This is a genomic window from Pedobacter lithocola, assembly GCF_042650845.1.
GTDB classification, from domain to species: Bacteria; Bacteroidota; Bacteroidia; order Sphingobacteriales; family Sphingobacteriaceae; genus Pedobacter; species Pedobacter lithocola.
The window spans coordinates 37,512-63,589 of the sequence record NZ_JBHSBW010000011.1 but is presented as its reverse complement, the minus strand read 5'-3'; the positions used below and the strand labels follow the sequence as shown (position 1 = coordinate 63,589).

Below are 26,078 nucleotides of genomic sequence, written 5' to 3'. Positions count from 1 at the left end.
AACCGTAAATTTTGACAGGCTAAACAACGTTATTGACATTCCCTCGCGACGTCCATAACGCTAACTTTGTTAAAAAATACGATCTATATGTCGATAAACACATTTAAAACAATTGCAGGGATCAATATCCCTGATAGCAGCATAGCCACACAGGCTACTGAACTGTTGCGCGAGCACGGTACCGAGTTTATCTATAATCACTCCTTGCGGGTATTCCTTTTCTCTTCGCTGAACGGTAAACGTAAACAATTGGCCTACGATCCCGAGTTATTATACGTGGCCTCCGTTTTTCATGATCTAGGTCTTGTCCCCCATTATAGCAGCCCGGATCTCCGCTTTGAGGTGGATGGCGCTAACGCCGCTCGCGATTTTTGCGAAAGTCATGGCTTGCCTAAAGAATCATTGCAACTGGTTTGGGATACTATCGCGCTGCATACGACAATTGGTATAGCTGAACATAAGGAGGCTGAGGTAGCGCTGATGTATAGTGGGGTAGGGCTGGATGTAATGGGTGAGGGTTACGACCTCTTAAGCAACGAAAACAGAGAAGAAATAATAAGTGCTTTCCCTAGAAATGATTTTAAAAATAGGATCATACCGACGTTTTTTTCTGGATTTGAACATAAGACCGATACCACATTTGGAAATATAAAAGCGGATGTATGCGCCTTTATGATCCCAAACTTTCACCGCAAAAACTTTTGCGACTGTATATTGCATTCTCCGTGGTCTGAATAATAAAGTAAGCATCGTATTACTTACATTAGTAATGCAATAGAACAGATTATTGAAAGAAGTAGTTTTTGGAAAACAGCGCATTGTTAATTGGCATAAAGAAAAGCGGGGATTGCAGCATGAGCAACCCGGTACAATTTTCTAATTATACTGTTCTTTTGGTGACAGAAGGCGAAGGCGTTTATCATGCGGACTTTGGCGCCTTTCCTTTTAAAGGCCCAATTCTACTGTTTTCTACTCCACTTCAGCAGATCTTCCTTGAAGAGACTTCCGATTGCAAATTTACTATACTTCAATTTCACGGCGACTTTTACTGCATTGAGTTCCACAGGGCCGAGGTATCTTGTAACGGATTGTTGTTTAATAATATTTATCTCGAACCCGCGGTCGGCCTTACCCAGGCGGAGGCATTTCTATTTGCCGGAATCTTAACAGATATTGAGGCAGAATTTAATGCAGATGAAACAAGCGATACCGTCTTGCGAGCCTATTTGCAGCTATTCCTTGCCAAATCAAGCAGCATCAAGATTCGGTTAATGGATAGCCAATTGCAATACGAAGCAAAAGACGAACAAATGGAACGGTTCATTACTTTATTAGAAGCCAATTACCTCACCCTGCATACACCAGGTGATTATGCTGCTTTGCTAGCAATGACGACCAATAATTTCAGTAAACGAACCGCCAGATATTTCAAAAAGTCCCCGTCGGCACTCATCCAGGAACGCATCGTTATGGAGGCCAAAAAGAAGCTTCATCTTACCCGGCTCAGTATAAAAGAGATAGCCTACCAGCTGAATTTTACGGATGAGTATTACTTCAGTCGGTTTTTTAAAAAATTCACCAAAGTATCCCCGCAGTCATTCCGGCAGTTGACCGGAATATCTAAAGTCGCCGATCAGTAAGCAGAAGCTCTTTATTTCTTTTCAGGATTGAACTATCGGTCACGTTTGTCCAAGGATTTCACCTCTTTGTCCATTTTGGAGGATAGTTGTAATGGCGACATTTGATTGTAAATAATAAACAAATCAAAATCACCCAATAATGAAAACTTCCATATTGAATTTGATAGCAGGACTTGACAAGGCCGGACGAGTAGCCATTCGTTACAGCATCGTCATTGTGTTTCTTTGGATCGGGGGCCTTAAATTCTTCACTTATGAAGCAGATGGCATTGTTCCTTTTGTAGCCAACAGCCCATTAATGTCATTCTTTTATAATCATCCGGATCAATATAAGAAACACATGAATCCGGAAGGCGCACTGATAGCTGCTAACCATCAATGGCACGAACAAAACAATACCTATGGCTTTGCAAAAGGCTTAGGTATCTTTCTTATAGCGGTTGGTGTATTTGTGGGCCTGCATAAAATTTTTCCGATGCAAAGCATGATCGCAAGTATCCTTGTTTTTATAATGACCTTGGGTACGCTATCCTTTTTGATCACTACGCCTGAAAGCTGGGTGCCTCACCTTGGCGATCAGCAATGGGGATTTCCATACCTGTCAGGTCGGGGCAGGCTGGTAATTAAGGATCTGGTCATCCTTGGGGGAGCTCTACTTAACATGAGTGAGTCGGCAAGGCTGTACTTGAGCCGCCGTCAGTCTAATCAGTAAAATAACAATCAAAAATATGAAAACGATTTCCGTTCCAACTGATGAACAGGTAAGCCCTGAAACCAGATTGATCTTTGAAAAAATGAAAAAACGTATGGGAAAAGTGCCTAACCTGTATGCTACAATGGGCTATTCCGAACATGCGCTTAAAGCCTTTTTAGGGCTGGAGGAACAATTAAGCGGTGGCATCTTTAGTGCCAAAGAGAGAGAAGCCGTTGCGTTGGCGGTTTCCGAAATAAATCAATGCGATTATTGCCTGGCCGGGCACACCCAATCGGCTATACGTTATGGATTTACACTGGAAGATACACTGGATATACGACGGGGTCTTACGCAAGACCCAAAAATTACCATATTAATCCAGCTTGCGCAATCCTTCACCCAAAACCAAGGGAGGGCCGATCTACAACTGGTTGATAACTTCTTTTCTGGGGGATATAATGAAGCGGCGTTAATGGAATTGATTGGCTTTATAACGGTTAGGGTTTTTACCAATTACGTTTACGCAGTTACAAAAATACCTATTGATTTTCCTCCTGCTGCGAAATTAGGTAACTAAATTTCGATCACCTTTAACCAACTATCATTTCAGATGAGCTTGTAAGCAAAGTAATTTGAGCCTGTGACCAAAACGGCATCCCTTACCTTAACTTACCTTTGTTTCGTTATCAAAGGATTAACGGTTTAAAAACAATCAGCATGAAAAAAATAGTATTGGTTACCGGGGCTTCGGCAGGTATTGGAAAAGAAACAGCAAAGCATTTGGCAGCAAATGGTTATACCGTATATGGTGCCGCAAGAAGGTTAGATAAGATGCGTGACCTTACTCCACTGGGAATAAAGTGCATTGAACTGGATGTAACAAACGAAGCCTCGATGGTAAGCTGCGTTAATAATATCATTGCGGCTGAAGGACGGATAGATATCTTGATCAACAATGCTGGTTTCGGTTCGTATGGCGCGGTAGAAGATGTTTCTATGGAAACCGCAAAATACCAGATGGAGGTTAACCTGTTCGGTGCCACTCGTTTAATGCAATTATGTATTCCGCATATGCGGGCGGAAAACTGGGGAAAGATTGTCAATATATCTTCCATCGGCGGCAAACTGGCAGGCCCGTTCGGTGCCTGGTATCATGCCAGTAAATTTGCAATTGAGGGCCTGAGCGATAGTTTACGTAACGAACTAAGGCAGTTCGGCATTGATGTCATTGTTATTGAACCAGGCGGCATCAAATCAGAATGGTCGGGAATCGCTTTTGACAGTATGCTTAAATCATCAGGCGACGGAGTATATGGTTCCATGGTGCAAAAGTTTGTTAAAGCCTATACGGGAATGGAGAAAAAAAACCCGGGCCCGATAGTTATAGCTGAGTTAATTTTAAAAGCGCTAAAAGCGGACAAACCAAAAACACGTTATCACGCAGGCTATATGGCTGCCCCGGCGCTATTCATGCGCAAAATACTATCTGACAAGCTTTTGGACAGGGTCACAATGAGCACCATTAAATAACTCTTATATTTAAACTAAATGGCAGATCAGCATTATTATAATCTATTGTACTCATGTGAAGCGGAACATCGACAAAGTAGCGCGCAATTGGTTTCGGAGCATGCGCTAAGCCTGATCATTTCGGGGGAAAGCCATTTATACACCAGTCGCGGAAAAGAGGTGTTCGGTAAGGGAACGATCGGCCTTGTCAGGAGGAACCAGTTGATCAAAGCTATTAAGGTGCATGGCCCGGATGGCGTTGCGTTTCGTGCGATCAATATATTCTTGGATCAGGAATCTTTGCGTAGCTATAGCGCAAAGAACAACGTAGGGACAGAGACCCATTATACCGGCGAACCGCTGATCCTTTTGCCCGATGATCCGTTTTTGAAGGGTTTTTTCCTTCCGCTTGTCCCATACTTTGATCATCCCGAACAGCTAACTAAAGCACTGTCGGACATCAAGACGAAAGAAGCCATAGAATTACTTTTGAGAGACCCGAATTTGAAAAAGTTCCTGTTTGATTTTAGCGAGCCTTTTAAAATCGATTTGGATACGTTTATGAACAAAAATTATATGTTCAATGTAGCGATCAAAGAATTTGCAAGGCTCACAGGAAGAAGCCTGGCCACTTTTAAAAGAGATTTTAAAAAGACGTTTGATCAAACACCCGAAACTTGGATACGGCAAAGAAGATTAGAACAGGCACACTTTCTTATCTCGGTGAAAAATCAAAACCCTTCCTCGGTATATCTTGACGTAGGTTTTGAAAATCTTTCACACTTTTCTCAAGCGTTTAAATTGTTTTTTGGATATAATCCGTCGGCTATCCCATTGACATCATGACCATCGTAGCAACGCAGTAGTTTGCCTGCTGTCGTCTAGAAGACACTTTAAATGAGATGATCAATTCGATCGATTGTAGCATTTGAGGCTTTTTTGTCTTGACCAATATTCCATTTTTCAACAACGCGAACACCATGAATTTTATCTTCCAATTAGAACATCTTTCACAGGCCGGGTCAAGGTTTAGTTATATCATAGGCGCATTGGGACTAATGTTCATCCTGATTGCTTGCCTATTATGGAATTTAAATGCAGCAACAGCGGCTAAAGGAGCTGCTACCGCAATCATGTCCGGAGGACTAATACTGGCATTAGGCGGAACACTTTCCGGTTATAAAACAAGTAAAGAGCTTCATAGAAATATAGATGTTTTTCCCCAACACCGCTCAACGTTTCTTAGAACCGAAAAAGCAAAAGTTGAAAGCGTGCACGACAATTGGTTTGTGTACCGGATTTTCTGGATTCTGATCGCTATAGGCGGCTGCATCCTTCTTTTCACAACCGATAATAAATTTTGGCTGGGCGTGGGAGCAGGTGCGATTTTCATAGGAATAGCAGGCGTTATTATTGAAGCCTGGTCTTACCGGATCAATGAGCAATACAGAAACCTTATTCTGAAAGAGGCCGGAAATTATGCTGGTAGATATATCAAACAAAAGTCTGCTTTATTGAGCACTGAAACAGCAGCTATTAAACCGAATATCGGTTCAACTATGGCATTTTATCAAAAGCAACAAGACTCAGACGCGAGGCAGTAAACAAACATAAATTATTATTAAAAAAGATAATATGAAGACTTATAATACAGGCCTTATCAATGGCGAACTCGTCACCTTACATGGCACACAGGTTATTGACCTGATCAACCCGTCAAACAACGAAGTGATCGGCAAAGTGACGATGGCGGATGAAACAGATACCCGAAATGCCATTGCAGCAGCAAAAAAGGCATTTGTAAGCTGGTCGCAAACCACAAAAGAGGAACGGCTGAATTATCTGCAAAAATTGTATGATGCGGAAATGCTGGTTATGGAAGAACTGGTAGAAGCGACAATTACAGAGTATGGGGCCCCGCAAGAGCGGGCCATAGGCTCTAACGCCCTATCCGCAAATATTTTCCAGCATGTTAAAGCAACTTTAAACGACTATCAATTGGTTCAGACGATAGGTCAGTCACAGGTGTTTTTTGAACCGGTAGGAGTTGTCGCAATTTTCACCCCCTGGAATTCAAGCGCTGGCTCTATGCATATCAAGCTGGCGCCTGCCTTGGCGGCAGGTTGTACCGTGGTGATTAAGCCGAGTGAAATGAGCGCTATGCAAACCGATGTTTTAATGAAAGTTTATCACTCGGCAGGTCTTCCACCAGGTGTGATCAACGTTATATGCGGTTTAGGAGAAGTGGTTGGAAAAACATTGTCATTAAGCGCCGACATTCAAAAGATCGCATTTACCGGCTCTACCCAAATTGGAAAGATAATTGCAAAAGACGCGCTGAATACTATGAAACGGTTTACATTGGAATTAGGCGGTAAATCGCCAAACATAATTTTGGACGATGCCGATTTTGAAATTGCAATTCCCATGGCCGTTCGTGCTTGTTTCTTGAACAACGGCCAGGCCTGTATCGCAGCATCTAGGTTGTTAGTGCCAAAGGATCGTTTGCAGGAAGTGATAAAACTGGCAAAAGCAACTGCCGAATCAATGAAAGTTGGCGACCCTAGAGATCCAGAGGTTATTCTTGGCCCGCTTGCCAGCCTTAAACAATATGACCGCGTTCAACAATACATTCAGATTGCGCTGGAAGAAAAAGCTGAACTGGTAACCGGTGGGCCCGGACATCCGGCAGGCCTTGAGAGCGGGAATTTTGTTAAGCCGACTATTTTCGCCGGTGTCACCAATGATATGACAATCGCCCGTGAAGAAGTTTTTGGGCCGGTGTTGGCTATTCTAACTTACCAAACAGAAGAAGAAGCAATCAGTATCGCTAACGATACCGAATTCGGCCTGATCGCTTACGTCAGTTCTAGTGACCACGACCGTGCGCTTGCCGTAGCAAGAAAGATTCAGGCAGGCAGGGTATTGATCAATACAATCGGCCATGACCCACTAACTCCATTTGGTGGATTTAAGCAGTCTGGCATTGGAAGGGAAGGCGGGATTTTGGGTTTGGAAGAGTACTTGGAACCCAAGGCAATAATTACTGCCTGATCGTAGTTGATCACTATGTCGCTTACATATTTTAAGATCAACTTCACGAACAAGGACATTTTTGAAGTAATAAAAGAACGATAATTATGAAACAGCTAATTCCCAGTCTAAACATGGACAACTTTCGGAAAACTTATTTTTCCGGAAGCGAACGGGTGCCAATGTCAATCGGTAATAATGCTGGAATAGAAATTATTCGTACCGACGATCATTTCAGTACCTGCAGAAATACTGCCGTTGCTCACCGGCTTAATTTTTTTATGATCTGTTTGATCATAGACGGAGAAGGTGAATATAACTTTGGGCCTGATGAATATTATATAAAAGGGAGTACACTTTGCTTTGTGAATCCGTTGCTGGTAACCTCTTGGCGTTCCCAAACGGCCTATCAGCAAGGCTATTGCTGCACTTTTGATGAAAGCTTTTTTTACGAGGGACTGGAGGATAAACAATGGTTAACTAAGCTACCCTTTTTTGATGGCAAGGGCAACCTGGTACTGCAGCTTTCTAAGGAGGACACACGCTATTTTGCGGGACTGCTTGAAGAAATGGTACATGAGTTTGAAACAGGGAACGGAGGTGACCCGGAAATTTTGAGAACGATGATACGCTTGTTCTTGAAAAAGGCAGACGCAAGGATTCCGGCCGGAGAAAACAAAATTCCGGCTGCGATCAGCCATAATATGTCTCTTACCCGGTCATTTCTAAAAAACGGCAAAGAAGACGTTGAAAAGTTAATGCAGGGTAAATTGACATCAATGCCGGTACTGGCGTCTTACGCTGATCGGTTAAATGTGTCGACCAATCATATGAATGATGTAATAAAAGCGGTGACCGGAAAGGCGGCAGGCCGTCACCTTCAGCAAATGCTGACTGACCAGGCCACTATACTCTTAAGACAAACTTCCTGGTCGATCAGTGAAATATCCCACGCATTAGGCTACCAGGACCCGTCCTACTTTGCCCGGTCCTATAAAAAACAAAAGGGATTAAGCCCGTCGGGCATCAGGGTCCAAAACCAGTAAATAGTACCTGACAACCCGTAGATACTGCTGACCGGCAAAGACGACACCCCATATTTTTGTATTGAAATTAAGACCTGTAAGCTACTGCTTATCAGGGACTTTATTGCCTTTAAATCACTTAAAATGAAAACGCAAAAAATATTATTTAAGAATGCCACCATCATTTCGATGGATAAAACGGTGGGCGATTACCAAACTGGCGATGTACTGATCGAAGACGGCCTTATTAGACAGGTCGCAGATGTCATTGATTCGGAAGACGCGAAAATCATCGATGCAACCGGCAAGATCTTAATGCCAGGTTTAACCGATGCTCACCGCCATGGCTGGCAAGGGACCCTCCGCAGGCTGATGCCCAACGTGAATAATCTGATGTCCTATGTTGGTGATATTCACTTTGGAATTGCGACGTTTTACAGGCCGCAGGATATCTATCTTGGGAATTTACTGACCGCGCTAAGTGCCATTGACGGTGGCATAACAACAATAATAGATGCATCCCATAACACGCGCAGTTACGAACATGCGAATGCAGCCATAGACGCGCTGGAGGAAACGGGCATTCGCGCCTTATACGCCCCCGGTTTTCCGTTGGGGGGTGAATGGGAGAAGGAATCCTGGCCGTCAGGTTTAGAAAGGCTCAAGACTGGCCGTCTAAGTGCGCATAGCCTGATTAACCTTGGTGTATTTACCCATATGGGTGTAGATGGCTGGGAAAACGCACGTGACCTTGAGTTACCTATGGTCACCGAATTTTTAGGTAAAGACTTGTCAGCACTGCTGCCGGATCTGAAAGCGCGAAATATGCTTGGCCCCGATAATATTTTTAATCATTGTACAGGGCTGACGGCCGAAGCCTGGAAGATCATGAGTGATACTGGTGTTAAAGTAACGCTTGATCCGCGATCAGACGCTCAATATGGCTTAGAGGAAGGAATATTTCCTTACCAACAGGCGATAGATCATGGCATTAAACCTGGCATCGGAACAGATCTCGAGACCTCTTATGGCGGTGATATGTTTACTGAAATGAGTGTCGCATTCGCTTTACAACGGGCATCCGCACAGAACCGCCGTTACAGGGGTGATGAAAATCCTCCGTTACCGGTAAGCTCAAGGGCTATACTAGAAGCCGCAACTGTCAACGGCGCTGAAATTGCCGGCTTTGGCAAAGTATCCGGGAGTATCACACCAGGAAAGTCAGCTGATCTGATTCTGATCAATACGGATTCGCTCAATCTTTTCCCGGCTAATAATGCAATTGGCACCATCGTGCATGCCGCAGACCGGGGTAATGTAGACCTGGTGATGGTCGCAGGCCGGATATTGAAGTCTGACGGTAAAATGGTTGGGTTCGACCTTTTAAAAATCAAACAGCAGGTCAATGAGTCACTTACCTACCTTTTTAATAAAAGCGGCTACAAGGCCAATATTTTCGAGGAGGAGTTCCCCGGGATAACACTATAACATATTGAAATCAAAATTATAACATAATGGAAGAAAATTCAGAAAAAATAATTACAGGTACCGGAAGCGATGAGCGCCAGGTACAGCAGGTTTTAGCTAAATATGTTCGGGCTGCCGACCAGTTAAATGGCGACGCCATGAAAGCACTGTTCACAAAAGCCGGAAAAGTGGAAGTATATTATTTAAATGCCGGTGTTGAAGAACCTTTATTCGTTCTTTCAAATCCAGATGAAATTGCTAATGCAATTTCCAACCTTATGGCTCCTCATCCTGCCAGGGGCTGGTCGCACCATACGACCCATGACCATATCATATCGGTTAACGGTGATACCGCAACCCTTGATGCCCAGTTTATTCGTTTTGACACTTTAGGTGATGCACGTCCTGAAAACGGTTGGCCCGAAGGTACTGTTGGACTAAAAGGGACTGTCACCGCTACTGAAGCAGGTTATTACCGTCCAACATTAGAAAAAGTTGAGGGTATATGGAAAATCGCAACCCATCGCATTTTGCATGATTTACCTTTCATATTTCCCGGACAATAAACTAACTATTAAATCTAATACTAACATGTCAGCTAATACACATATCAACGCACCTACTCAGTTTATCGAAGCCGGCAGCATACGTTTCGCTTACCGGAAAATAGGCAAGCCAAGCGGGATCCCAATTTTATTATTAGGTCATTTTCGAGCAACTATGGAAAATTGGGACCCTACTATAACTGAGGGATTGGGCCAGGACCGGTCGGTTATTCTATTTTCAAATACTGGTGTCGGCGCTACTTCTGGTAAAACACCGGATACCGTTTTACAAATGGCAAAAGATGCAATTATGTTTATTGAAGCCCTCGGCTTGAAACAACTTGATCTTTTGGGCTTTTCATTGGGCGGTTTTATCGCCCAGCAGATCACGATCATCAGACCGGATCCGGTCAGACGATTGGTTTTAGCGGGAACCGGACCGGAAGGTGGTGAGGATATGGCAGCCTATCCCGACCATGTAACAAAAGCCGCTATTAATGAAATACCAGTCCTTGAGGATTTTCTATTGCTTTTCTTTTCGCAAAGTGAAAAAAGCCAGCAGGCTGGCCGGGATTTTTGGGAGCGCCGTCACCTCCGGATAAGTGACGTTGAACCTGCCAGCAGTATGGAGACCATGGGTGCGCAGGGCAAGGCCATCGCTGCGTGGGGAGTTCCCGGCAGCAGCTATTCGCAATTAAACAAGATCAACCAGCCTGTGCTCATCACCAACGGAAACAACGATATCATGGTACCAACAAGTAACTCGTATCTCATGTTCCGCCATATTCCCAGCAGCAAACTTATTCTTTATCCTGATTCGGGGCATGGCTTCCTCTTTCAGTACCCATCGGAATTCGTTTCAGATGTCAGGGAGTTTCTTAATCAAGCTTTATGAGCTATTCAAATCATTAATTAATTTTCATGAAAACTTCTTTCGTATTGCTTGCCGTAATAGGAAGCTTACTATTCAACACAGCCGTCAAGGCTCAGTCAAAAAATAAAATGGAAACAATAAATTATCATCAAACCGCGACCACGCAATATATAGAATCGAATGGAACCCGTTACGCCTACCGTATTCTAGGGAAGTGCACCGGCATTCCGTTAGTTTTGTTACAACACTTTACAGGTTCGATGGATAACTGGGATCCTAAAGTTACCAACGAGCTGGCTGCAGGTTCTAAAGTTGTCCTATTTGACAATAAGGGTGTTGGTGCAACAGGTGGTGAAAGCGCAGACAACATTGCTCAAATGGCAAAAGACGCCATTGGATTTATAAAGGCACTGGGTTATACTAAAGTGAATTTGCTCGGATTTTCAATGGGCGGTTTTATTGCCCAGCAGATTGCCTTAGATGAGCCTGGCTTGGTAAACAAACTCATATTGGCCGGGACCGGACAAAAAGGTGCTGTAGATATAGCAGAAATTGTAAAGCCGTTGGCACGTATCGCAAGTATGAGTGATGAGGACCAAAAACTTTTTCTGTTTTACACCGCTACAGAACATAGCCGAGATCTTGGAAAAGCTGCAATGTCCCGAATTTACCAACGGACAATTGATCGCGATCCCAATACAGCAACCCCGGCTATCATGTTACAATTGCAGGCTATTTTAGCCTGGGCGCAACCTGATCCTGATTCTTTAAGCAGGATAAATAAAATTGGACAACCAGTTCTTATCGTTAACGGCAGCAACGACACGATGGTGCCGACCATTAACTCCTATATCATGTTTCAAAACATTCCCAACGCGCGCTTAAGTTTATATCCGGACGCAGGTCATGGTTCTATTTTCCAGTACCCCGACTTATTTGTCAATGAGGCGACTGCGTTTATTGCGCAATAATATATATATCGATACCCTTAACTTTTAAAACTTGTTAATTATGGAAGAAAAGCTCCCGGTTCCACCATTTACGCTGGAATCAGCCCTGCAAAAAGTACAATTGGCAGAAGATGCATGGAACACCCGTGACCCTGGAAAGATTGCGCTTGCTTACACGCTGAATTCAGAATGGCGCAACAGATCGACATTTATTAACGGCCGTAGTGAAATTGTAAAGTTCCTGACGGACAAGTGGGAGAATGAGTTGGACTATAAACTTAAAAAGGAGCTCTGGGCATTTTGGAATAACAAAATCGCTGTGAGGTTTGAGTATGAATATCATAACCAGGATGGCCATTGGTTTCGTGCTTACGGCAACGAAAACTGGGAGTTTGACGAGAATGGGCTTATGCGAAAGAGATTTGCAAGTATCAATGACTTACCGATAACTGAATCCAACAGAAAACTTTAATATTCAACCGGCAAACCAAGGAATCAAAGAGGTGACATCTTTCAAATAATACAATTATCAAAGAACATATGAGATCATTCAAATCTATAGTCATGCTTATGCTGCTGGCTTTTGGCTATACCGCTAAATCACAGACATCATTTATTAAAAACAACATTATTATGAAAACGAACCCTATCCATTACGAGAATATTAAAGTCAAAGGATTGAACATTTTTTACCGCGAGGCAGGGCCAAAAGATGCGCCTGTGATTCTATTGATGCATGGGTATCCCACATCATCCTTTATGTTCAGGAATCTTATCCCTCTACTCAGTAAAAATCACCATGTTATTGCACCAGATATGCCCGGATTTGGATTTTCGGATGCGCCAACCCGTGAGGAGTACGATTACACGTTCGATAACCTGGCTCATACCATGCAAGCCTTTATCGATCAATTAGGGTTAAAACGTTTCGCCATTTATGTATTTGATTATGGCGCACCTGTGGGGTTTAGGCTGGTTACCGCAAATCCGGAGAAAATAACCGGTATAATATCGCAAAATGGGAATGCCTACGAGGCAGGATTGAGTACCGGATGGAACCCTGTACAAAAGTACTGGCAATATCCTACACAGGAAAATCGAAACTTTTTGAAGCAGTTCTTAACTTTAAAAGGCACTACATTTCAATACCGTGAAGGTGTTACAGATCAATCCTTGATTGCCCCTGAAACGATACTAATGGACCAGCACTTTTTGGACAGGCAAGGCAATGTAGAGATACAACTTGATCTGTTAAAAGATTATGCGAATAACGTAAACCTTTACCCTGCATGGCAGGCTTATTTCCGAAAATACCAGCCGCCAATTCTTGCCGTATGGGGAAATAGGGATCCTTACTTTTTACCGGCGGGTGCTAACGGGTATAAGAAGGATGTTCCTACGGCTACCGTAAAATTTTATAATACAGGCCATTTTGCACTTGAAACTGATTGTGATGAGATAGCGAAGGACATCTTAACATTCCTGGCAAAACTTCCCCGTTAGGAAGTGTAAAACATACGGACTCTCATGTGTATGTTTATAAATCCTGGAAACTAAAAAAAGATAAAAGCGCTAAAATTTTGTAAACACTTAAAAAAGTATATTGATATAAAGGATGACCAAAACACATTCTAAAAAGACTAAATTTTTTGTTAATATGCGTTTTGATAGATAATTGATGATAAGTACTTCTTCAGTTTTGCTTTACGTTACATAAAACGAAGGTATGCGTGATCCTATTATCGTTATTCCACGGTTTTATGATAATATAGATACTAGTGCTTAAATTGAGCTTACGGGAGTTAAATATACCTTTGTTTTCTGAGACACTTATTTGATTTGACGTAGCACGTGCACTTGGAGGCAACATTTAAAATGGCAAAATGAAAAAATCTTCATTCCTAGGACTTTAAGAAGTAGAGGATTATCTATGCAAGAAATTACTGATAATACACTGATTATCTCGAGGAAGTCCTGCCTGTATATCTACTAATTAACAAGAACACAGATAAAATAGAGGAACAATTCTATAGTAAACAATTTGATATTGTAACATATTACCGACAGCAGCAGAAAAGAATTTAAAGTTATATTTAGACAATAAAAAGATATTTATGGTTGGATTAAAAGTGGGTCCGATGTTTTATGGAATCGGTACAGGTGGCTTTGTACATTGTTTCTTTCGAATGTAGCTTATCACTTAGAAGATGGCAAATGGGGTAACGTTTATCCTATGTTAATGAATAAACTCTATAAAGGGGAATTGCCAGTTGCCAATGTGGAAAATGCAATAAATGAGCTCCAAAAAATTAAAGCACAATTTAAATTAGTGATGCCTGATCAAGCAATTTGGGAAATAGAATATCCAGCTAGGAAGTCACCATTTGCAGGAGATACAGCGCAGAGGATAACCGATCTGTCGAACTATTTTTATACCAGCGATGCTAGGGATCTCTTTGACGTTATTCAAACAACGCTAGAAACTGCGCTAAAGGTAAAAAAGAATGTCGCTGTTCAGAGTATTTAATGCGGCATAGTATTGCTTCACCATGGCTTTACAATGATATACTATCGCATAACATCATTAACAAGTGCTGATCTCGTGCAGGCTTTTCAAAAAGAATTATTACATTAAAGCAGTTTTTCTGTTGGACAAAATAGCTCTAATAAACAGGCAAGTGAAGATAAACAAGATTCATCTTATATTTAGTTTAGCCGTCTTGTTTCCGCTGACTTCCTGCACTCGTCCGCAAGGAAATGAGCAGAAAAAAACGAATGCTGTAACTGACGTCCAGGAATTCAGAGTATTGTTTAAAGCAATTACCGAATTACTCAAGCGCAATGACCTAAATCATCTAGAAACCTTGATGAATTTTCCTTTTTACACCAGTGGGGTAGATAATGGTGATGCAGCGGACTCGCCAACGGATCCAATTACCGCGCCCGAATTTAAAGAATATAAATCGGCAATCTTTAATGCAGATGTAGTGCGCATTCTGCCTCAGGCCACAGAGGATAACATCCTAGAAATCGATCCCAAAACGAATGACGCATATTATAAGTTACTTAGACAGTTAACAGATGCTGAAAGTAAAATGTTCGAGGTGTATGTCCAGTACCCTGAGAGCGGCACACAAGGAGAAAGCTATTGTGCCTTTGTTTTCGGACAAACTAAGGGCAAATATAAAGTGCTTGCTACCTATGCCAAATGGCCCGTTAAATGATACCAGCTATAATACAAACGAAGCAGCAATATATTTGTTGAGTAAGTAACAAAGATTTTTGAATATTATTCCAGTTAAATATGAAGAATAAGATTTTTTCTTTAGCTATGGACGGTAAAACGGAGGCTATGGCACAGGAACTTCGGCTAAATAACGCTGATGTGAACAAAAACGACGACCTGGGTTATTCCGCTTTAGCCATAGCAGTTGCAAGAGGACATAAAGAGGCCGTAAAAGTGTTGCTGGACTACGGCGCATCGGCAAATACCCAGGATGCTAAAGGGAATACTCCATTACATTATGTAAGCGAAAACAATGATCTTGAATTAGCCAGACTGCTGCTGAATCATGGCGCTGACCTTTCCTTACAGAACACTTCAGGAAACCAACCGTTATGGACGGCAACCTTTAGTGCCGCTGATGGAGATAAAAGTAAATTACCATTAGTTAAACTCTTGTTAGAGAGAGGTGCCGACCGGGAACACCTAAACAGTGTAGGGAAAAAGCCACTCGATATCGCGCAAAAGATTGGCGTCCAGGATCTGATTGACATTTGTCCTGATTATATAACCACATGGTGAATTGTATAGGCACAACACTAACAGACAATAAATATGTATACTCGGTTAGAAGATAATATGACTAGAAAATATTATCAGGAAATACTAGAAGCTGCAATTAAACAGGCAAAAGCAGAAAAAGACGGTTGTGGCGAACAGGTTCCAATGTATGTGTCGGTGTATAATCAGCTCCTGGACATTAAAAAAAATGTTGTTGAAAAAAAGCGTGCATATACCTACGAACAAGCCAGCAAACGATATTCTATAGGAGTAATCGCAGCAAGAAATTATGAGGATGCAGGTGACTATCAAAGCCACTTGTTTGATATCTATTGGGGCATTCGCTATTATCCAATGATGAACGAAGGATGAGACAGATCCGGCTGTAAGGAAATCGATCCTTCATATATACCTTACTTTTCTAATATGATCTCACAAATAATAAAGCAAATGAGATTAATACTAACCTTTTTTACCCTGGGGGGCCAAGTATGAATTCAACCATGGCAGATGTGCATAAATATGTAATAGCAAATGTTGAAGAAACCGACCCTGCTAAAAAATTATCACACCAAGAAACTTATCGCCAAACAGACAGTACGAGTGTAGGATTAAGTTGGATGATTGGCAATAATGATGGAAAACGCTTTCTTTACCATAGTGGCTGAACAGGTTTTAGATTCAGCACACTTTGTGTCGCCTATCCCGAAGATAAAGTGGGGATCATGATACTAATTAATGATAATCTTAGTCAAGAAGACATATCAGTTTTAAGCGACAAGATTAAGGTTGCCCTAATGGAATGATAACTTATTCTCATTAATCCCTGGTTTTTTGAAGGTGTGTTTAAACCCTGCTCTCTTTTACCATTTTAATGTATCGATAGCAGGTGGCGATGGGTATATGTAGCTTTTGGATATTTCCAAAATGGAATATTTTCCCGTATCATGAAGATCCAAAGCAGTGATTGCCAACTGAAGCTTTTCTGGAGATAAGCCTGAAGGGCGGCCTCCCTTTTTACCTCTTGCTCTGGCTGCGACAAGGCCAGCCTTCGTTCGTTCACGAATAATTTCTCTTTCAAACTCAGCCAGTGAAGCAAAAATATTAAAGGTAAATCTACCTGTAGCTGTTGTAGTGTTAATGTGATCCTGAAGGCTGATGAAGTTAACTCCTTGTTTATCGAACATAGCGACCAGGTCCACCAGATCTCGAAGAGAACGCCCAAGACGATCTAGTTTCCAGACGACGACCTCATCACCTTTACGAAGACTTTCCAAAAGTTTCTTTAGTTCTGGTCTATCTGTATTCTTTCCAGAAATCTTTTCCTGGAAGATTGTTTTGCATCCATATTCAGTCAGTGCATTAAATTGCATATCTAAATTTTGATCTGCAGTACTTACTCTTGCGTAGCCAATTTTCATGTTATTTTTATTATCAAAAACTCATTATCAAAAATATAAAAATCATTTTGATTAATGGAATGGGTTTATGAGAATCGGCAAAAAGAGAAAAGATATTTTAAGGTTAATTAGGATGGTTTCAATTTGTTTGATAGCCTGGCTTTTTGATCCAAATAGATTATTAAAAAACGAGGGTTTAATGAAATTCCTTTGTCAGATACATGGAAATATTCCTCTAGCTATTTGATTAACATTTTATTAAGAATAGTCGATATCTAGGTTATATTTATGAAGCAGGCCAGATAACCCGTTAACAGAAAATCTAGCTTTCTTTATCTTATTTAATGAGGGATCTATGCTGAAGTTTACTGCCGTTCGGAAATCTGTTCTCTCCAATATAGTGTTTACAAAGGTTGCCGCTGTTAGATCGCAATTTTTAAAAACACTATCGCTAAGATCGGTGTACTGAAAATCGGTCTCTTTCAAAGAGCAGTCTGTAAAAATGGTTTTGCGGAGCTTCGTACCCGCAAAGGTACAATACTCAACGTAGCTCTTCTGAAAAATGAAGGAGAAGAGCATCTTGTTGCAGTTGGAAAAATCAATCCCCAACAACTTGCATCCTGTAAAGGTAATGCCACTTAATCCGGCCCCCCTGAACAGACTTAGTGAAAAATTACAGTCCACAAAATTACAGTCCACAAAATCATTATCGCTTAGATCAGCCTTTGAGAAATTACAGTTCAGGAACTCGCACCTTATAAACTCTCTATTCCTCAATTTTTTTTCTGAGTAATCAATCTTAGAGAATTTCTTATCCTCATGAACCAGCGCCTGGTTTTCTTCTTCCATTTTTAGCTAATTTTTAGCGGTTTTTGCGAAAATAGTGAGTGTTTCTGCAATTTGTTCCCTTTGATGTGTATTGATTTGATTTCGACCAAGATTGTCAGCATACCATAGTCCATCTGTAACCAAGTTAAGGATTAAACTGTTTACGCTCTGTTCAATCCTGGAGCCATGAATGATGTGCTCAGCAAACCACTCTTCCCATAGCAATACGTATTTTTCGTTTACCAAAATTGCTTGCATAATTACCCGCATAGTACTCTTGTAATGCGCATCACTATTTCTCTTAAGGATAACTTGCAGATATGCCATGCTTCCGTTTTCAATACCAGCTAATTTTTTTTCCTCAATAATCCAATGGGTAAGTTCTATCAGGCTCTGCTTCATAATGCAGTCCAATAGCTCTTCCTTATTTTTAAAATGGTGAATGATTCCTCCCTTGCTTATGCCAGTTTTTTCTGCGATCGATTGGAACGTTACATGATGCCAGTCGGTTGCCCCAATTTCAACAGCAGCATTAAGAATCGTCTGTCTTACCAACTCAGGATCTTTTCTTCGTTTATATGGATTTTCCATTTCCAAAGATACCGAACAAATGGTTTGTTTGCAAATTATTATTACATTTGCGCCACTAACGTTTTATAATGACAAGATTTATTATGATACTCCGCACGGCTGTCCAAAATTCAGAGGAACTGGAAATAGTTTCGAAGGTGATGTTCGACTTTGCTGAAATAACAAAATGGTCAATCGATTTGGAGGATTGTGATCGGATATTAAGAGTTGAGACTACTACTCGAATTGGTGATCAACTGGTAGAAAAACTTAATGAGCTTGGGTTGAATTCTGCCGTGCTTGAAATATTCGACTCTTTGCTGATGCAAAATTAGGTAATCCTTTTCAAGGAGCATGCCGCATAGGTTTAGCACGAGAATCATTGATAAATTAAAAAAAACGAAGTAACTCTATCTAATGGTTCCTGTAATGACACCAAATGCTGGAAACGACAATTTCACGGCACGCTAGAATTCTCATAAAACGGTGGAATAGTGAGAATGATTATCGTTAAAATAAAAATTTTTACTGTTTTGTCCAATCTACCTAGTAAATCCTTGTGACCGTTGTAACTTCTTACGCCTCTTTTTCTCAGCTTCATCAGCCGAATTTACTTGTGGGGATTCATAAACCGGTTCCATCAAGATTTCCAATAGCCCAATGCCAGCATCTTTTGCAATAGTCATCATATCGCTAACATTGCTAAAAAGTCCATCTGAAATTCCTTTCGACAAACTATCGATACGGATATCTCTTGAAATGTCAGTCGAAAGTTCGGAGATCATTTGCATCTGGGTTTTCTGTTCAGGAGTTCCGTTTTTCATAACATTTGCATATATAAACTTATCCTTGAGCCCTCTATCGAATTTGAATAAATTATCAAATACTTCCTCACCAGACTGTTTAAATGCACTGCGGTTAAATTGCCCTAATTTTGCAGAATGTTGTTCATTTCTTCCTTTCGAAGTATTTTGAGGACTAAGCTTAACTTTATTGCTCAAATCTTTCCGACTCACAATCACTTGAACGTGCATTTGTTGTCCTTCTTTTCGATCTCCATTTTGTTTTGTTCCGTTTTTTACTTCTTTATCTGTGTGCTTGTAGTAACGGTAGTTTTCAACCTTGCCAAACCATAAAAGATGGTTGTTGGTAATAATACCTGGCCTTTTGAAATTCTTAGCATATTCGTCCATAATTTTTACGGCCAATTCCTTGAGTTTCTCCTTTGCGCCACTCTCGCCATATCGATTAAAAAGATGCTCCAGCTCCTTTTGGCTTGGGCTGATGTTAATCAGGAAAAACTTACTGTCATCACGGCCAAGCTTTGCAATATTATTATCGATTTTTACACGGACTTCCTGTCTCTTAACGTTGTTTCTAACACCATTAAACCAGTTTTCATAGTGCTGATCTAAGTTTTTTCCAGTTTTTAAATTATTCTCCTTTTCCAGATAATTGACCAAAGCTCCGCTACTGCCTTTGTTATTTCCCGTCTCAGATGCTGTGATGTTGATGTACATAGGCTAAATATTTTCAAGGGATTTTCTGACATGACTTTGCAATTCCTCTTTTTTGGCCGCTGATACCGGCCATCCCAAAGATTCCCTCTGATTGATATAATAATTTAGTATCTCTCTAAAACTGGACTTCAGCTTACTTTTTTCATTGTGGTACTGATGTGTTCTGGCAACTTCTTTTTCCAGTTGCCCCATACGATTAGAAAGTCCGTCACTTTTCTTTTCCTCTTTCTGTAGATGCTGCCAGATTATTCTGAAATATTCCGTATGCTCTTTTGCTATAATGATGAGTCCATTACTATCGGTAAACATTGGTAACAGAAAATCCTTTTCCTGCTTTTTGAAAAATGATATTATCCTGCTTACTCCGTTTACCAGCTCTTTCTTAAGTAGCTCGTCGTTGAAATCGATCGGGTCTTTTTTTGTACCATAAAAATAATTCACCATCTGTATAACCACCAGTTTTTTCGGTCTCCCCAGTTTCAACGAGATTTTTTCCAGTTTTTCATCAGTTGCTTTTGGATATCGCACAGACTTAACATTGATATCTTCCATTACCTATCTCCTTAAAAGTTCTTCTCCAATTCTATATTAAGCTTCACTTCACTTCCCAGCTTTGGATGCCATGAGGGCTTATATTTAATAAAGCCACTTTCCTTCAACTCCCGTATATTTTTGTGGTATGTAGAAACGGACTTTATCCTTGAAAATCGCATAAGCGTTTTTCTGCTCACATTAAATGGGAGTGTCACATCCTGATGATTACAACATTGAACCAATGCAATTAATATGCTTAAATGCGTTGGGAAAAAATGTGGCTGCTCGGACGCATGCGCAAAGTATCTTCGCAATCCTTTGTGGTACAAGTTTTCATCTTTCGTCATTTCATTTCCCCTCCATCATCTTTTCAATTTTTTCCCTACTGTAAAACATAGTTCCCCCGACCTTACGAAATGGCAAATTGCCATTGATACGCAGGTTTTGTAATGTTCCGGGTGAAATATTAAGCATTTTCCTTACCTCAGCACTCCTCAACCATGATTTAGTTGAGGTAGCACTATTAGTTTTTAGAATATTTTTCATTTCATTCAGCATTTCTGTCTTGAACTGCTGCAAGTCATCCATTGTTATGATATCCATTTTCATAATTTGCTCCTTTCATTATGATATATGCATGAATGCACATATACATATATTTTTACATTTAAATATTCGGTATACCTCAAAGTATACCGTTTACTGTTTTTTATCGGCCTGAAAGGCCAACAAGTATCCCCGGAGGATACTTGAAACCCCTGTAGCGATAGCTCAGGGCAAGCAAGTAGGGCCACTGCCCAACTTCCGCTTGCTCAGCCCCTGAAAAGGGGACTGACTACCTGAACCGCCTTTCTACCGCCAATTACCGCACCCCTGAAAGCGCCACAACCTTTTGGGCTGTCCCGAATTATCATGTCGTGCAAGCGGTTTCTGTTATACATAAACCATTGTTATGTAGATATATTTGTATGTTGCTATATGCAGATGTATCTACTTGGCTATATGGATATATAATTATGTGGGTGGTATGATACCGTTCGTAGGTAAATGGATTTCTTCCGTGGTTTTCTTCCTTCCTGATCTTACCCACTCTGATAGTTCCACTATGGAGAAATAAAGCCTTTTACCCCGCTTGTTCACGGGGATTTCCTTCCGGCTCACTTTGGTGTAAAGCGTGGGTACGGACAGGCAGAGAAATTCGGCAGCCTGCCTAATGGTCAATAAATCGTCTCGGGGACGTTGGGGATTTTGTGACCTGTTTTCCAGCAGCAGGTCTTTAATATGGTCTACCTTTTCGTGCAGTGTACTAATGGCCTGCGGTAGTTCTTCAAATGTGTACTTCATAAGCGGTATCTTTTGTTTTGATACCGCAATGTTAGTGGCTTGTTTTGTAGGGTTACAACACGTTAAACTGCATCCTTACCGTTTCCCTACTAATATTTACTGTTTTTTTTGTTTCGGACTGTTGGAACCAGAAAAGGAACTTTGTCTTTTATCCTTACCTCTAAAATCGGTGATTTGCAGACTTTGGTATCAGAGGATATAATTGCACTTAGCCAGCCCTCCGAGTATTCGTTTACTTCATCTCCATTGCTATATAAGAAGTTTTTTAGAATCCATTTTTCAAGTTCTGCTTTATTGCATCCTACAATCAGGTTAGCTTCATATAGCTGCTTAAAAGCATCTGCTAGTTTATTGCTGTTTCCGTTGAAGATCAACTGGCTTGCAGGTTGTTCGTCCGATTTTATCAGTGCAGCAAGTTGGTTGAAATGTTCCTCTGAAAAATAAGTCCTTATGATCTGCAAAAAATCATCTATATACTGATTATTGAATTTTGGCCGACCCGCATCTGGATTATACGGGATTTTTGGGGATAGCTCTGCCGTAGCATCTTCAACTTGTTCTGGGCTTTTTTGTTTGGCTATCCATTCCTCGAACGTTTCACGGGGATTTAGAATTTCATCTACTTCGCTGATCAGCACACTTAAAAACTTATCCCTGATCTTCAAAGTATCATGCAGACTTTCCACAAACTCATCACCTATATAAATATCCTTGTAGTCTGATTGCAGGTTATTAACGATAAACAAATAATCGAGTTGAATCGAAAATATGAAGTTTCGGGGATATTCATCTCTAAACTCATTATAGTGCTCATGGAAATTTGTCCATATGAGTTTAAACCTTTCCTTTAATTTTTTCAGCTGTTCAAGTTCTCTTTTTAAGCTGACGTCGTTAAGCGACAGCAGATCAATTAATGCCATGTCTTTTAATACCCTGATTTCACTCTTATAGGTAAACGAATCATAATAATGCGTTTCGTGGGCGAGGCTATAAGCTGGCTTAGTTCCATCTTCTTTTATGGGGCTCTTTAATTCAGCTTTGGTAACGGTAAGGAGATTAAAAGTCTGTATTTTGGTTAAAAAACTAGTTAGTATATTCATGTGTAATCATTACAATTAAAAGTCCTTTCTAATAGTGTATAATACAAACCTGGCCTGTGTAATTTGAAACAGCTAGGCTATACGAAAATTATACCATAGATTATAAGCACTAATTTAAATACCTAATTTAGTCAAATTATTATTATAGATTGCCGATTTACAAGAATACAAAGGCAAACGCCTCCCTATTTAATTATGTTATCAAAATAATGATCGGATTCCACTAGCCGACTTAATGACGGTTATAATGCTCATGGCTACTTGAGCTGCAGGATTTGATAACTCATTTCCTGGTTATTCATGTTTTTGGCAAGTTCATTCAGCGAGAATTTTGTGATATTGAATTTAAATCGCTCAATCTGCATAGTCACTACTCAAGATCTTCTCTGATAAGCTGCTCCTGTAAAAAACGATATAAGCCTGCTCGATGAACCTTTGAGCCATTCGTGTCATGATATAAATTTTGACCTTTCTTATTTAAATAAAGTGAGAGCTATTTTGAAAATAAGCAGGTATGCCAAAAATAGCTCAGCTGGACTATTAAGAGGTTCTGGATTTGATAAGCAAAGTATTTCAACTAAGATTTTCTCATCACTATCAAAAACCTTTATTACTATCGCATATTTTTTTTTGGTTCTAAGTCTTATTCACTAATCAACTATATCGCGAGGTTATTTCAACCGCCATCAGGCCATGGCTCGTCATCTCAATTTCAAATCCAACATGGCTTCCTACCTTTAATTCCTCGTTATATAATTCGATCTTGAATTGTATTTCCTGAAAATTTTCATCTCTTATACAACCGAATTCATCAATCCTAGCGATGCTCACAATTATACCTTCTCTCATGTTAAGCTAGTAACATCAAAGAGCCAATATCGTTTTACTTTTGGAAAAAAAACATATCAATTTAGCCTTTTCTTATATTTGAATTTCCAAAAATGAAAAGTAAAACATAGGCTTAAAGCAGGGTACTTAGTTTTTCAGGGCAATACAGTCGCCTCTACTTTCTTTTAACTGATTTATCATTTGTTTTACCTTGCTGTATAATATTTACCAAAAAAAGATAAACATAACATTTGTCAAACTTAACAGTTGGACCAGAAGGTCTGACTTATAAAACTTATAATCACATATAAACCAAATATGTCAGTAAATTCTAAGCCGAAGCAACTGCTTTCCTGCACCACATTTTTCAAGAGGTATCTTAAGAAAGATATGGATTTTTGCATTACTCAATCTCGTCTGCCTTATGTTTTGAAGAAAGAAATCTTTTTAATCTTGTTCTGGGGAAGATCTGCTATTCCATCTATTTGTACTATTTGTTTTAGTTGTATTGAACTTCGTTTTTCTATATAGTAAAATTTATTAAATAGGCACAGTTGTCGAGACTTTATTCAGCTGAGTCAAATGGATGAGATCAAATTTAATTTTTATGAAATATAATTTAGGGGATTATTTATCATAATTTTAGAACTAAGCATTACGGGGTAGATTTATTACTGCCTTCTCAGAGTTTCTTTAGAAAGAATCGTGAGCAATTTTTTTTCGGCCTAATGCACTCAGTAAAAATAAATTTGATTTATTTCGTTAATCAGGTACATTATTCCACTTCCGAAATGTATTTAATAAGATTGCCACTGCGCATTGTCTGTAATTTCGCTGAAAACGATTCATCACTTTCAATAAAATTTCGTAATATGCGTCCACCTTCATTTTCAAAAGGTTGCATTTCTATCACTTTTCCATCCCTTGTCAGCCATAACTTTAACCTCAAGGCTATTTCATCATTTATAAAGATGGCCAAGTTGTTGTCATTAATTAGTTCAATTCTTAGGTTGGTAATGCCATCGAAACGTTCAGCAAAAGTGACTAATGATTTAGTAGAATCATAGTTCTCTGTGAGTGAATGACCAATTACCTCAAAAATTTTTTCTGTGTATATAGAATCGATATTCACTTTAACCTTACCATAATTGCCCTTCATGGATATGATAATTATCGCTGGATCTTGCTCTTCTCTATGAATAAATATTTCGTTATCGATCGAGCAGTATAGTTCGGGGAAAGCATTTTTAATAATTTCACAGAGCTGCACGCCCGAAAGATTTCTGGAATTTATAAATGTTTTCATAAGCATATGAAATTATCCAGTAATATACCTTAAAAAAACTGCTTAAACAGAATCAATTCAATTAATTTTTAAAGCATTCGAATTTAAAGAAGATTATAGTTTGAGATGAATTCCCCCTGCAAAAATCGTTACGCGCAAAATTTAATTTTAGATACCGCTCAAATTACTTAAGGGGGAAATCAGTAGATATCTCCAAACATCAAAAGCAGCACACTGGAAAAATCAAGCTAATTCTTGTACGTATTTTAAATTTATGGGCTCTTTGATAAAATCATTGATGCTGGTATAATGATTCCGCACGTCAATGGGAATAGAGTAGATCCACTGGGTTACAACAGTATTTACGGAATATTTAGGCCGCGAATCATGCTTTCCTAAGCCACCCAAAGAATCGGAAAATGAACTGTCATACTCTGAAACCCTAAGTGAAAAATAGTATAACAAAATGCTGTATTCTGCCTGTTCTTCTTATATTATTAATGTGCGAAATCTTTGCTTGAATTAACATTAAATCCATCGAGAGATTATTTTAAATCAAATTTCTGAATTTAACGGTGATCCTATCGCTCTGTTGACAGTAAAGAGAAATTTTGAAAAATCTAATGGCTTCAGTAAAAAACTATCACCTTCAACACTAAAAGCAGCTAGTGCATGTTCAGAATATCCGGTTACGAAGAATATAAAATTTACATGTTCTCTAAGAATAACCGCTACGTCCAATCCAGAGATTTCCATTTTGATGTCAAGAAAAAGAAAATCTATTTTTTCTTGCTTTTTAATCTCATTAACAGCAACCAATGGGTTCAGGTAACTTTCAGTGAGTTTCAACTTTGGTATCATTGCGATGTAATCACTCAATATCTCAATTGAAATGGGATCATTATCTACAATTGCACACCTATATTTTTTTTCTGACAATTTCATCTTTTACAACAACACAACAATAACAATAGTTTGAGTTAAAACATCTAGGAGTGTCTTAAAGCCAATGAATCGAGATAAGATAGAAATGAATTTACTAAATAAATCGTTTCTATTTTATCTCCTCCTTGGAAACTTAACGGGCAAATTGACCAGAAAACAATGATGGATATCCCAGCACGTCTTCGATGTTATATCAGAAAAGC

The 26,078-nt window shown here is 39.9% G+C and carries 30 protein-coding genes; 20 read left to right on the top strand and 10 right to left on the bottom strand.

Features of this window, described 5'->3' with window-relative positions:
• Window positions 1-87: 87 nt before the first annotated feature.
• From ACFOWA_RS10580 to ACFOWA_RS10485, 20 genes are all read left to right on the top strand, one after another.
• Window positions 88-738 carry an HD domain-containing protein gene (locus ACFOWA_RS10580; RefSeq protein WP_378984913.1) on the top strand — a complete coding sequence of 217 codons (651 nt, stop codon included), beginning with the start codon at window positions 88-90 and terminating at the stop codon, window positions 736-738.
• Between the two features lie 65 nt (window positions 739-803).
• Window positions 804-1,640 carry a helix-turn-helix domain-containing protein gene (locus tag ACFOWA_RS10575; RefSeq protein WP_378984911.1) on the top strand — a complete coding sequence of 279 codons (837 nt, stop codon included), beginning with the start codon at window positions 804-806 and terminating at the stop codon, window positions 1,638-1,640.
• A 139-nt stretch (window positions 1,641-1,779) separates the two neighbouring features.
• Window positions 1,780-2,352 (top strand): DUF417 family protein, encoded by a 573-nt coding sequence (locus tag ACFOWA_RS10570; protein WP_378984909.1) that lies wholly within the window; start codon window positions 1,780-1,782, stop codon window positions 2,350-2,352.
• Between the two features lie 16 nt (window positions 2,353-2,368).
• Complete coding sequence (locus ACFOWA_RS10565) at window positions 2,369-2,911, top strand: carboxymuconolactone decarboxylase family protein (RefSeq protein ID WP_378984907.1); 543 nt, start codon at window positions 2,369-2,371, stop codon at window positions 2,909-2,911.
• A 140-nt stretch (window positions 2,912-3,051) separates the two neighbouring features.
• Window positions 3,052-3,864, top strand: coding sequence for an oxidoreductase (locus tag ACFOWA_RS10560; protein WP_378984905.1), 813 nt, complete (start codon window positions 3,052-3,054; stop codon window positions 3,862-3,864).
• An 18-nt stretch (window positions 3,865-3,882) separates the two neighbouring features.
• Entirely contained in the window at window positions 3,883-4,689 is an 807-nt protein-coding gene (locus tag ACFOWA_RS10555) for a helix-turn-helix domain-containing protein (RefSeq protein WP_378984903.1), read from the top strand.
• 134 nt (window positions 4,690-4,823) lie between these two features.
• On the top strand, window positions 4,824-5,447 hold the full coding sequence (locus ACFOWA_RS10550) for a hypothetical protein (RefSeq protein ID WP_378984901.1): 624 nt from the start codon (window positions 4,824-4,826) through the stop codon (window positions 5,445-5,447).
• 31 nt (window positions 5,448-5,478) lie between these two features.
• Window positions 5,479-6,897: an aldehyde dehydrogenase family protein gene (locus ACFOWA_RS10545; protein ID WP_378984899.1), complete on the top strand. Its 1,419-nt coding sequence runs from the start codon at window positions 5,479-5,481 to the stop codon at window positions 6,895-6,897.
• An 86-nt stretch (window positions 6,898-6,983) separates the two neighbouring features.
• On the top strand, window positions 6,984-7,922 hold the full coding sequence (locus ACFOWA_RS10540; protein WP_378984897.1) for a helix-turn-helix domain-containing protein: 939 nt from the start codon (window positions 6,984-6,986) through the stop codon (window positions 7,920-7,922).
• A 123-nt stretch (window positions 7,923-8,045) separates the two neighbouring features.
• The gene (locus ACFOWA_RS10535; protein ID WP_378984895.1) at window positions 8,046-9,389 is read left to right on the top strand and encodes an amidohydrolase family protein; all 1,344 of its coding nucleotides are present in this window, start codon (window positions 8,046-8,048) and stop codon (window positions 9,387-9,389) included.
• A 26-nt stretch (window positions 9,390-9,415) separates the two neighbouring features.
• Window positions 9,416-9,934 carry a nuclear transport factor 2 family protein gene (locus ACFOWA_RS10530; protein WP_378984893.1) on the top strand — a complete coding sequence of 173 codons (519 nt, stop codon included), beginning with the start codon at window positions 9,416-9,418 and terminating at the stop codon, window positions 9,932-9,934.
• Between the two features lie 25 nt (window positions 9,935-9,959).
• Complete coding sequence (locus ACFOWA_RS10525) at window positions 9,960-10,808, top strand: alpha/beta fold hydrolase (RefSeq protein WP_378984891.1); 849 nt, start codon at window positions 9,960-9,962, stop codon at window positions 10,806-10,808.
• Between the two features lie 26 nt (window positions 10,809-10,834).
• A complete protein-coding gene (locus tag ACFOWA_RS10520; RefSeq protein WP_378984889.1) occupies window positions 10,835-11,758 on the top strand; it encodes an alpha/beta fold hydrolase in 924 nt (307 codons plus the stop codon).
• A 40-nt stretch (window positions 11,759-11,798) separates the two neighbouring features.
• Complete coding sequence (locus ACFOWA_RS10515) at window positions 11,799-12,209, top strand: DUF1348 family protein (RefSeq protein WP_378984887.1); 411 nt, start codon at window positions 11,799-11,801, stop codon at window positions 12,207-12,209.
• A 161-nt stretch (window positions 12,210-12,370) separates the two neighbouring features.
• Entirely contained in the window at window positions 12,371-13,240 is an 870-nt protein-coding gene (locus tag ACFOWA_RS10510; RefSeq protein ID WP_378984885.1) for an alpha/beta fold hydrolase, read from the top strand.
• Between the two features lie 670 nt (window positions 13,241-13,910).
• On the top strand, window positions 13,911-14,264 hold the full coding sequence (locus tag ACFOWA_RS10505; RefSeq protein ID WP_378984883.1) for an Imm70 family immunity protein: 354 nt from the start codon (window positions 13,911-13,913) through the stop codon (window positions 14,262-14,264).
• A 151-nt stretch (window positions 14,265-14,415) separates the two neighbouring features.
• Window positions 14,416-14,961 (top strand): hypothetical protein, encoded by a 546-nt coding sequence (locus ACFOWA_RS10500; RefSeq protein ID WP_378984881.1) that lies wholly within the window; start codon window positions 14,416-14,418, stop codon window positions 14,959-14,961.
• A gap of 80 nt (window positions 14,962-15,041) precedes the next feature.
• On the top strand, window positions 15,042-15,542 hold the full coding sequence (locus ACFOWA_RS10495) for an ankyrin repeat domain-containing protein (RefSeq protein ID WP_378984879.1): 501 nt from the start codon (window positions 15,042-15,044) through the stop codon (window positions 15,540-15,542).
• Window positions 15,543-15,575: 33 nt separating this feature from the next.
• The gene (locus ACFOWA_RS10490) at window positions 15,576-15,893 is read left to right on the top strand and encodes a hypothetical protein (RefSeq protein WP_378984877.1); all 318 of its coding nucleotides are present in this window, start codon (window positions 15,576-15,578) and stop codon (window positions 15,891-15,893) included.
• 119 nt (window positions 15,894-16,012) lie between these two features.
• Window positions 16,013-16,189 (top strand): hypothetical protein, encoded by a 177-nt coding sequence (locus ACFOWA_RS10485; RefSeq protein WP_378984875.1) that lies wholly within the window; start codon window positions 16,013-16,015, stop codon window positions 16,187-16,189.
• A 195-nt stretch (window positions 16,190-16,384) separates the two neighbouring features.
• On the opposite strand, the gene ACFOWA_RS10480 is transcribed toward ACFOWA_RS10485, so the two are convergent.
• From ACFOWA_RS10480 to ACFOWA_RS10435, 10 genes are all read right to left on the bottom strand, one after another.
• Window positions 16,385-16,942 carry a recombinase family protein gene (locus ACFOWA_RS10480; RefSeq protein WP_378984873.1) on the bottom strand — a complete coding sequence of 186 codons (558 nt, stop codon included), beginning with the start codon at window positions 16,940-16,942 and terminating at the stop codon, window positions 16,385-16,387.
• 237 nt (window positions 16,943-17,179) lie between these two features.
• On the bottom strand, window positions 17,180-17,770 hold the full coding sequence (locus tag ACFOWA_RS10475; RefSeq protein ID WP_378984871.1) for a pentapeptide repeat-containing protein: 591 nt from the start codon (window positions 17,768-17,770) through the stop codon (window positions 17,180-17,182).
• Window positions 17,771-17,776: 6 nt separating this feature from the next.
• Window positions 17,777-18,340, bottom strand: a complete 564-nt coding sequence (locus ACFOWA_RS10470) for a TetR/AcrR family transcriptional regulator (RefSeq protein WP_378984869.1) — start codon at window positions 18,338-18,340, stop codon at window positions 17,777-17,779.
• 521 nt (window positions 18,341-18,861) lie between these two features.
• Complete coding sequence (locus ACFOWA_RS10465) at window positions 18,862-19,839, bottom strand: DUF5712 family protein (protein WP_378984867.1); 978 nt, start codon at window positions 19,837-19,839, stop codon at window positions 18,862-18,864.
• Between the two features lie 3 nt (window positions 19,840-19,842).
• Window positions 19,843-20,391, bottom strand: coding sequence for a BfmA/BtgA family mobilization protein (locus ACFOWA_RS10460; protein ID WP_378984865.1), 549 nt, complete (start codon window positions 20,389-20,391; stop codon window positions 19,843-19,845).
• Between the two features lie 330 nt (window positions 20,392-20,721).
• Window positions 20,722-20,976: a helix-turn-helix domain-containing protein gene (locus ACFOWA_RS10455; RefSeq protein WP_378984863.1), complete on the bottom strand. Its 255-nt coding sequence runs from the start codon at window positions 20,974-20,976 to the stop codon at window positions 20,722-20,724.
• 411 nt (window positions 20,977-21,387) lie between these two features.
• A complete protein-coding gene (locus ACFOWA_RS10450; protein ID WP_378984861.1) occupies window positions 21,388-21,717 on the bottom strand; it encodes a helix-turn-helix domain-containing protein in 330 nt (109 codons plus the stop codon).
• 89 nt (window positions 21,718-21,806) lie between these two features.
• Complete coding sequence (locus ACFOWA_RS10445; protein WP_378984859.1) at window positions 21,807-22,817, bottom strand: hypothetical protein; 1,011 nt, start codon at window positions 22,815-22,817, stop codon at window positions 21,807-21,809.
• 1,603 nt (window positions 22,818-24,420) lie between these two features.
• On the bottom strand, window positions 24,421-24,951 hold the full coding sequence (locus tag ACFOWA_RS10440) for a hypothetical protein (RefSeq protein ID WP_378984857.1): 531 nt from the start codon (window positions 24,949-24,951) through the stop codon (window positions 24,421-24,423).
• Between the two features lie 534 nt (window positions 24,952-25,485).
• Window positions 25,486-25,875 carry a LytR/AlgR family response regulator transcription factor gene (locus tag ACFOWA_RS10435; RefSeq protein WP_378984855.1) on the bottom strand — a complete coding sequence of 130 codons (390 nt, stop codon included), beginning with the start codon at window positions 25,873-25,875 and terminating at the stop codon, window positions 25,486-25,488.
• Between the last annotated feature and the right edge of the window lie 203 nt (window positions 25,876-26,078).

What these genes read in the sequence shown, in the direction of transcription:
- ACFOWA_RS10580 (WP_378984913.1), top strand. Translation starts at nt 88, where the DNA reads ATGTCGATAAACACATTTAAAACAATTGCAGGGATCAATATCCCTGAT.
- ACFOWA_RS10570 (WP_378984909.1), top strand. Translation starts at nt 1,780, where the DNA reads ATGAAAACTTCCATATTGAATTTGATAGCAGGACTTGACAAGGCCGGA.
- ACFOWA_RS10565 (WP_378984907.1), top strand. Translation starts at nt 2,369, where the DNA reads ATGAAAACGATTTCCGTTCCAACTGATGAACAGGTAAGCCCTGAAACC.
- ACFOWA_RS10560 (WP_378984905.1), top strand. Translation starts at nt 3,052, where the DNA reads ATGAAAAAAATAGTATTGGTTACCGGGGCTTCGGCAGGTATTGGAAAA.
- ACFOWA_RS10555 (WP_378984903.1), top strand. Translation starts at nt 3,883, where the DNA reads ATGGCAGATCAGCATTATTATAATCTATTGTACTCATGTGAAGCGGAA.
- ACFOWA_RS10550 (WP_378984901.1), top strand. Translation starts at nt 4,824, where the DNA reads ATGAATTTTATCTTCCAATTAGAACATCTTTCACAGGCCGGGTCAAGG.
- ACFOWA_RS10545 (WP_378984899.1), top strand. Translation starts at nt 5,479, where the DNA reads ATGAAGACTTATAATACAGGCCTTATCAATGGCGAACTCGTCACCTTA.
- ACFOWA_RS10540 (WP_378984897.1), top strand. Translation starts at nt 6,984, where the DNA reads ATGAAACAGCTAATTCCCAGTCTAAACATGGACAACTTTCGGAAAACT.
- ACFOWA_RS10535 (WP_378984895.1), top strand. Translation starts at nt 8,046, where the DNA reads ATGAAAACGCAAAAAATATTATTTAAGAATGCCACCATCATTTCGATG.
- ACFOWA_RS10530 (WP_378984893.1), top strand. Translation starts at nt 9,416, where the DNA reads ATGGAAGAAAATTCAGAAAAAATAATTACAGGTACCGGAAGCGATGAG.
- ACFOWA_RS10525 (WP_378984891.1), top strand. Translation starts at nt 9,960, where the DNA reads ATGTCAGCTAATACACATATCAACGCACCTACTCAGTTTATCGAAGCC.
- ACFOWA_RS10520 (WP_378984889.1), top strand. Translation starts at nt 10,835, where the DNA reads ATGAAAACTTCTTTCGTATTGCTTGCCGTAATAGGAAGCTTACTATTC.
- ACFOWA_RS10515 (WP_378984887.1), top strand. Translation starts at nt 11,799, where the DNA reads ATGGAAGAAAAGCTCCCGGTTCCACCATTTACGCTGGAATCAGCCCTG.
- ACFOWA_RS10510 (WP_378984885.1), top strand. Translation starts at nt 12,371, where the DNA reads ATGAAAACGAACCCTATCCATTACGAGAATATTAAAGTCAAAGGATTG.
- ACFOWA_RS10495 (WP_378984879.1), top strand. Translation starts at nt 15,042, where the DNA reads ATGAAGAATAAGATTTTTTCTTTAGCTATGGACGGTAAAACGGAGGCT.
- ACFOWA_RS10490 (WP_378984877.1), top strand. Translation starts at nt 15,576, where the DNA reads ATGTATACTCGGTTAGAAGATAATATGACTAGAAAATATTATCAGGAA.
- ACFOWA_RS10485 (WP_378984875.1), top strand. Translation starts at nt 16,013, where the DNA reads ATGAATTCAACCATGGCAGATGTGCATAAATATGTAATAGCAAATGTT.
- ACFOWA_RS10480 (WP_378984873.1), bottom strand. Translation starts at nt 16,942, where the DNA reads ATGAAAATTGGCTACGCAAGAGTAAGTACTGCAGATCAAAATTTAGAT.
- ACFOWA_RS10475 (WP_378984871.1), bottom strand. Translation starts at nt 17,770, where the DNA reads ATGGAAGAAGAAAACCAGGCGCTGGTTCATGAGGATAAGAAATTCTCT.
- ACFOWA_RS10470 (WP_378984869.1), bottom strand. Translation starts at nt 18,340, where the DNA reads ATGGAAAATCCATATAAACGAAGAAAAGATCCTGAGTTGGTAAGACAG.
- ACFOWA_RS10465 (WP_378984867.1), bottom strand. Translation starts at nt 19,839, where the DNA reads ATGTACATCAACATCACAGCATCTGAGACGGGAAATAACAAAGGCAGT.
- ACFOWA_RS10460 (WP_378984865.1), bottom strand. Translation starts at nt 20,391, where the DNA reads ATGGAAGATATCAATGTTAAGTCTGTGCGATATCCAAAAGCAACTGAT.
- ACFOWA_RS10455 (WP_378984863.1), bottom strand. Translation starts at nt 20,976, where the DNA reads ATGGATATCATAACAATGGATGACTTGCAGCAGTTCAAGACAGAAATG.
- ACFOWA_RS10450 (WP_378984861.1), bottom strand. Translation starts at nt 21,717, where the DNA reads ATGAAGTACACATTTGAAGAACTACCGCAGGCCATTAGTACACTGCAC.
- ACFOWA_RS10445 (WP_378984859.1), bottom strand. Translation starts at nt 22,817, where the DNA reads ATGAATATACTAACTAGTTTTTTAACCAAAATACAGACTTTTAATCTC.
- ACFOWA_RS10440 (WP_378984857.1), bottom strand. Translation starts at nt 24,951, where the DNA reads ATGAAAACATTTATAAATTCCAGAAATCTTTCGGGCGTGCAGCTCTGT.
- ACFOWA_RS10435 (WP_378984855.1), bottom strand. Translation starts at nt 25,875, where the DNA reads ATGAAATTGTCAGAAAAAAAATATAGGTGTGCAATTGTAGATAATGAT.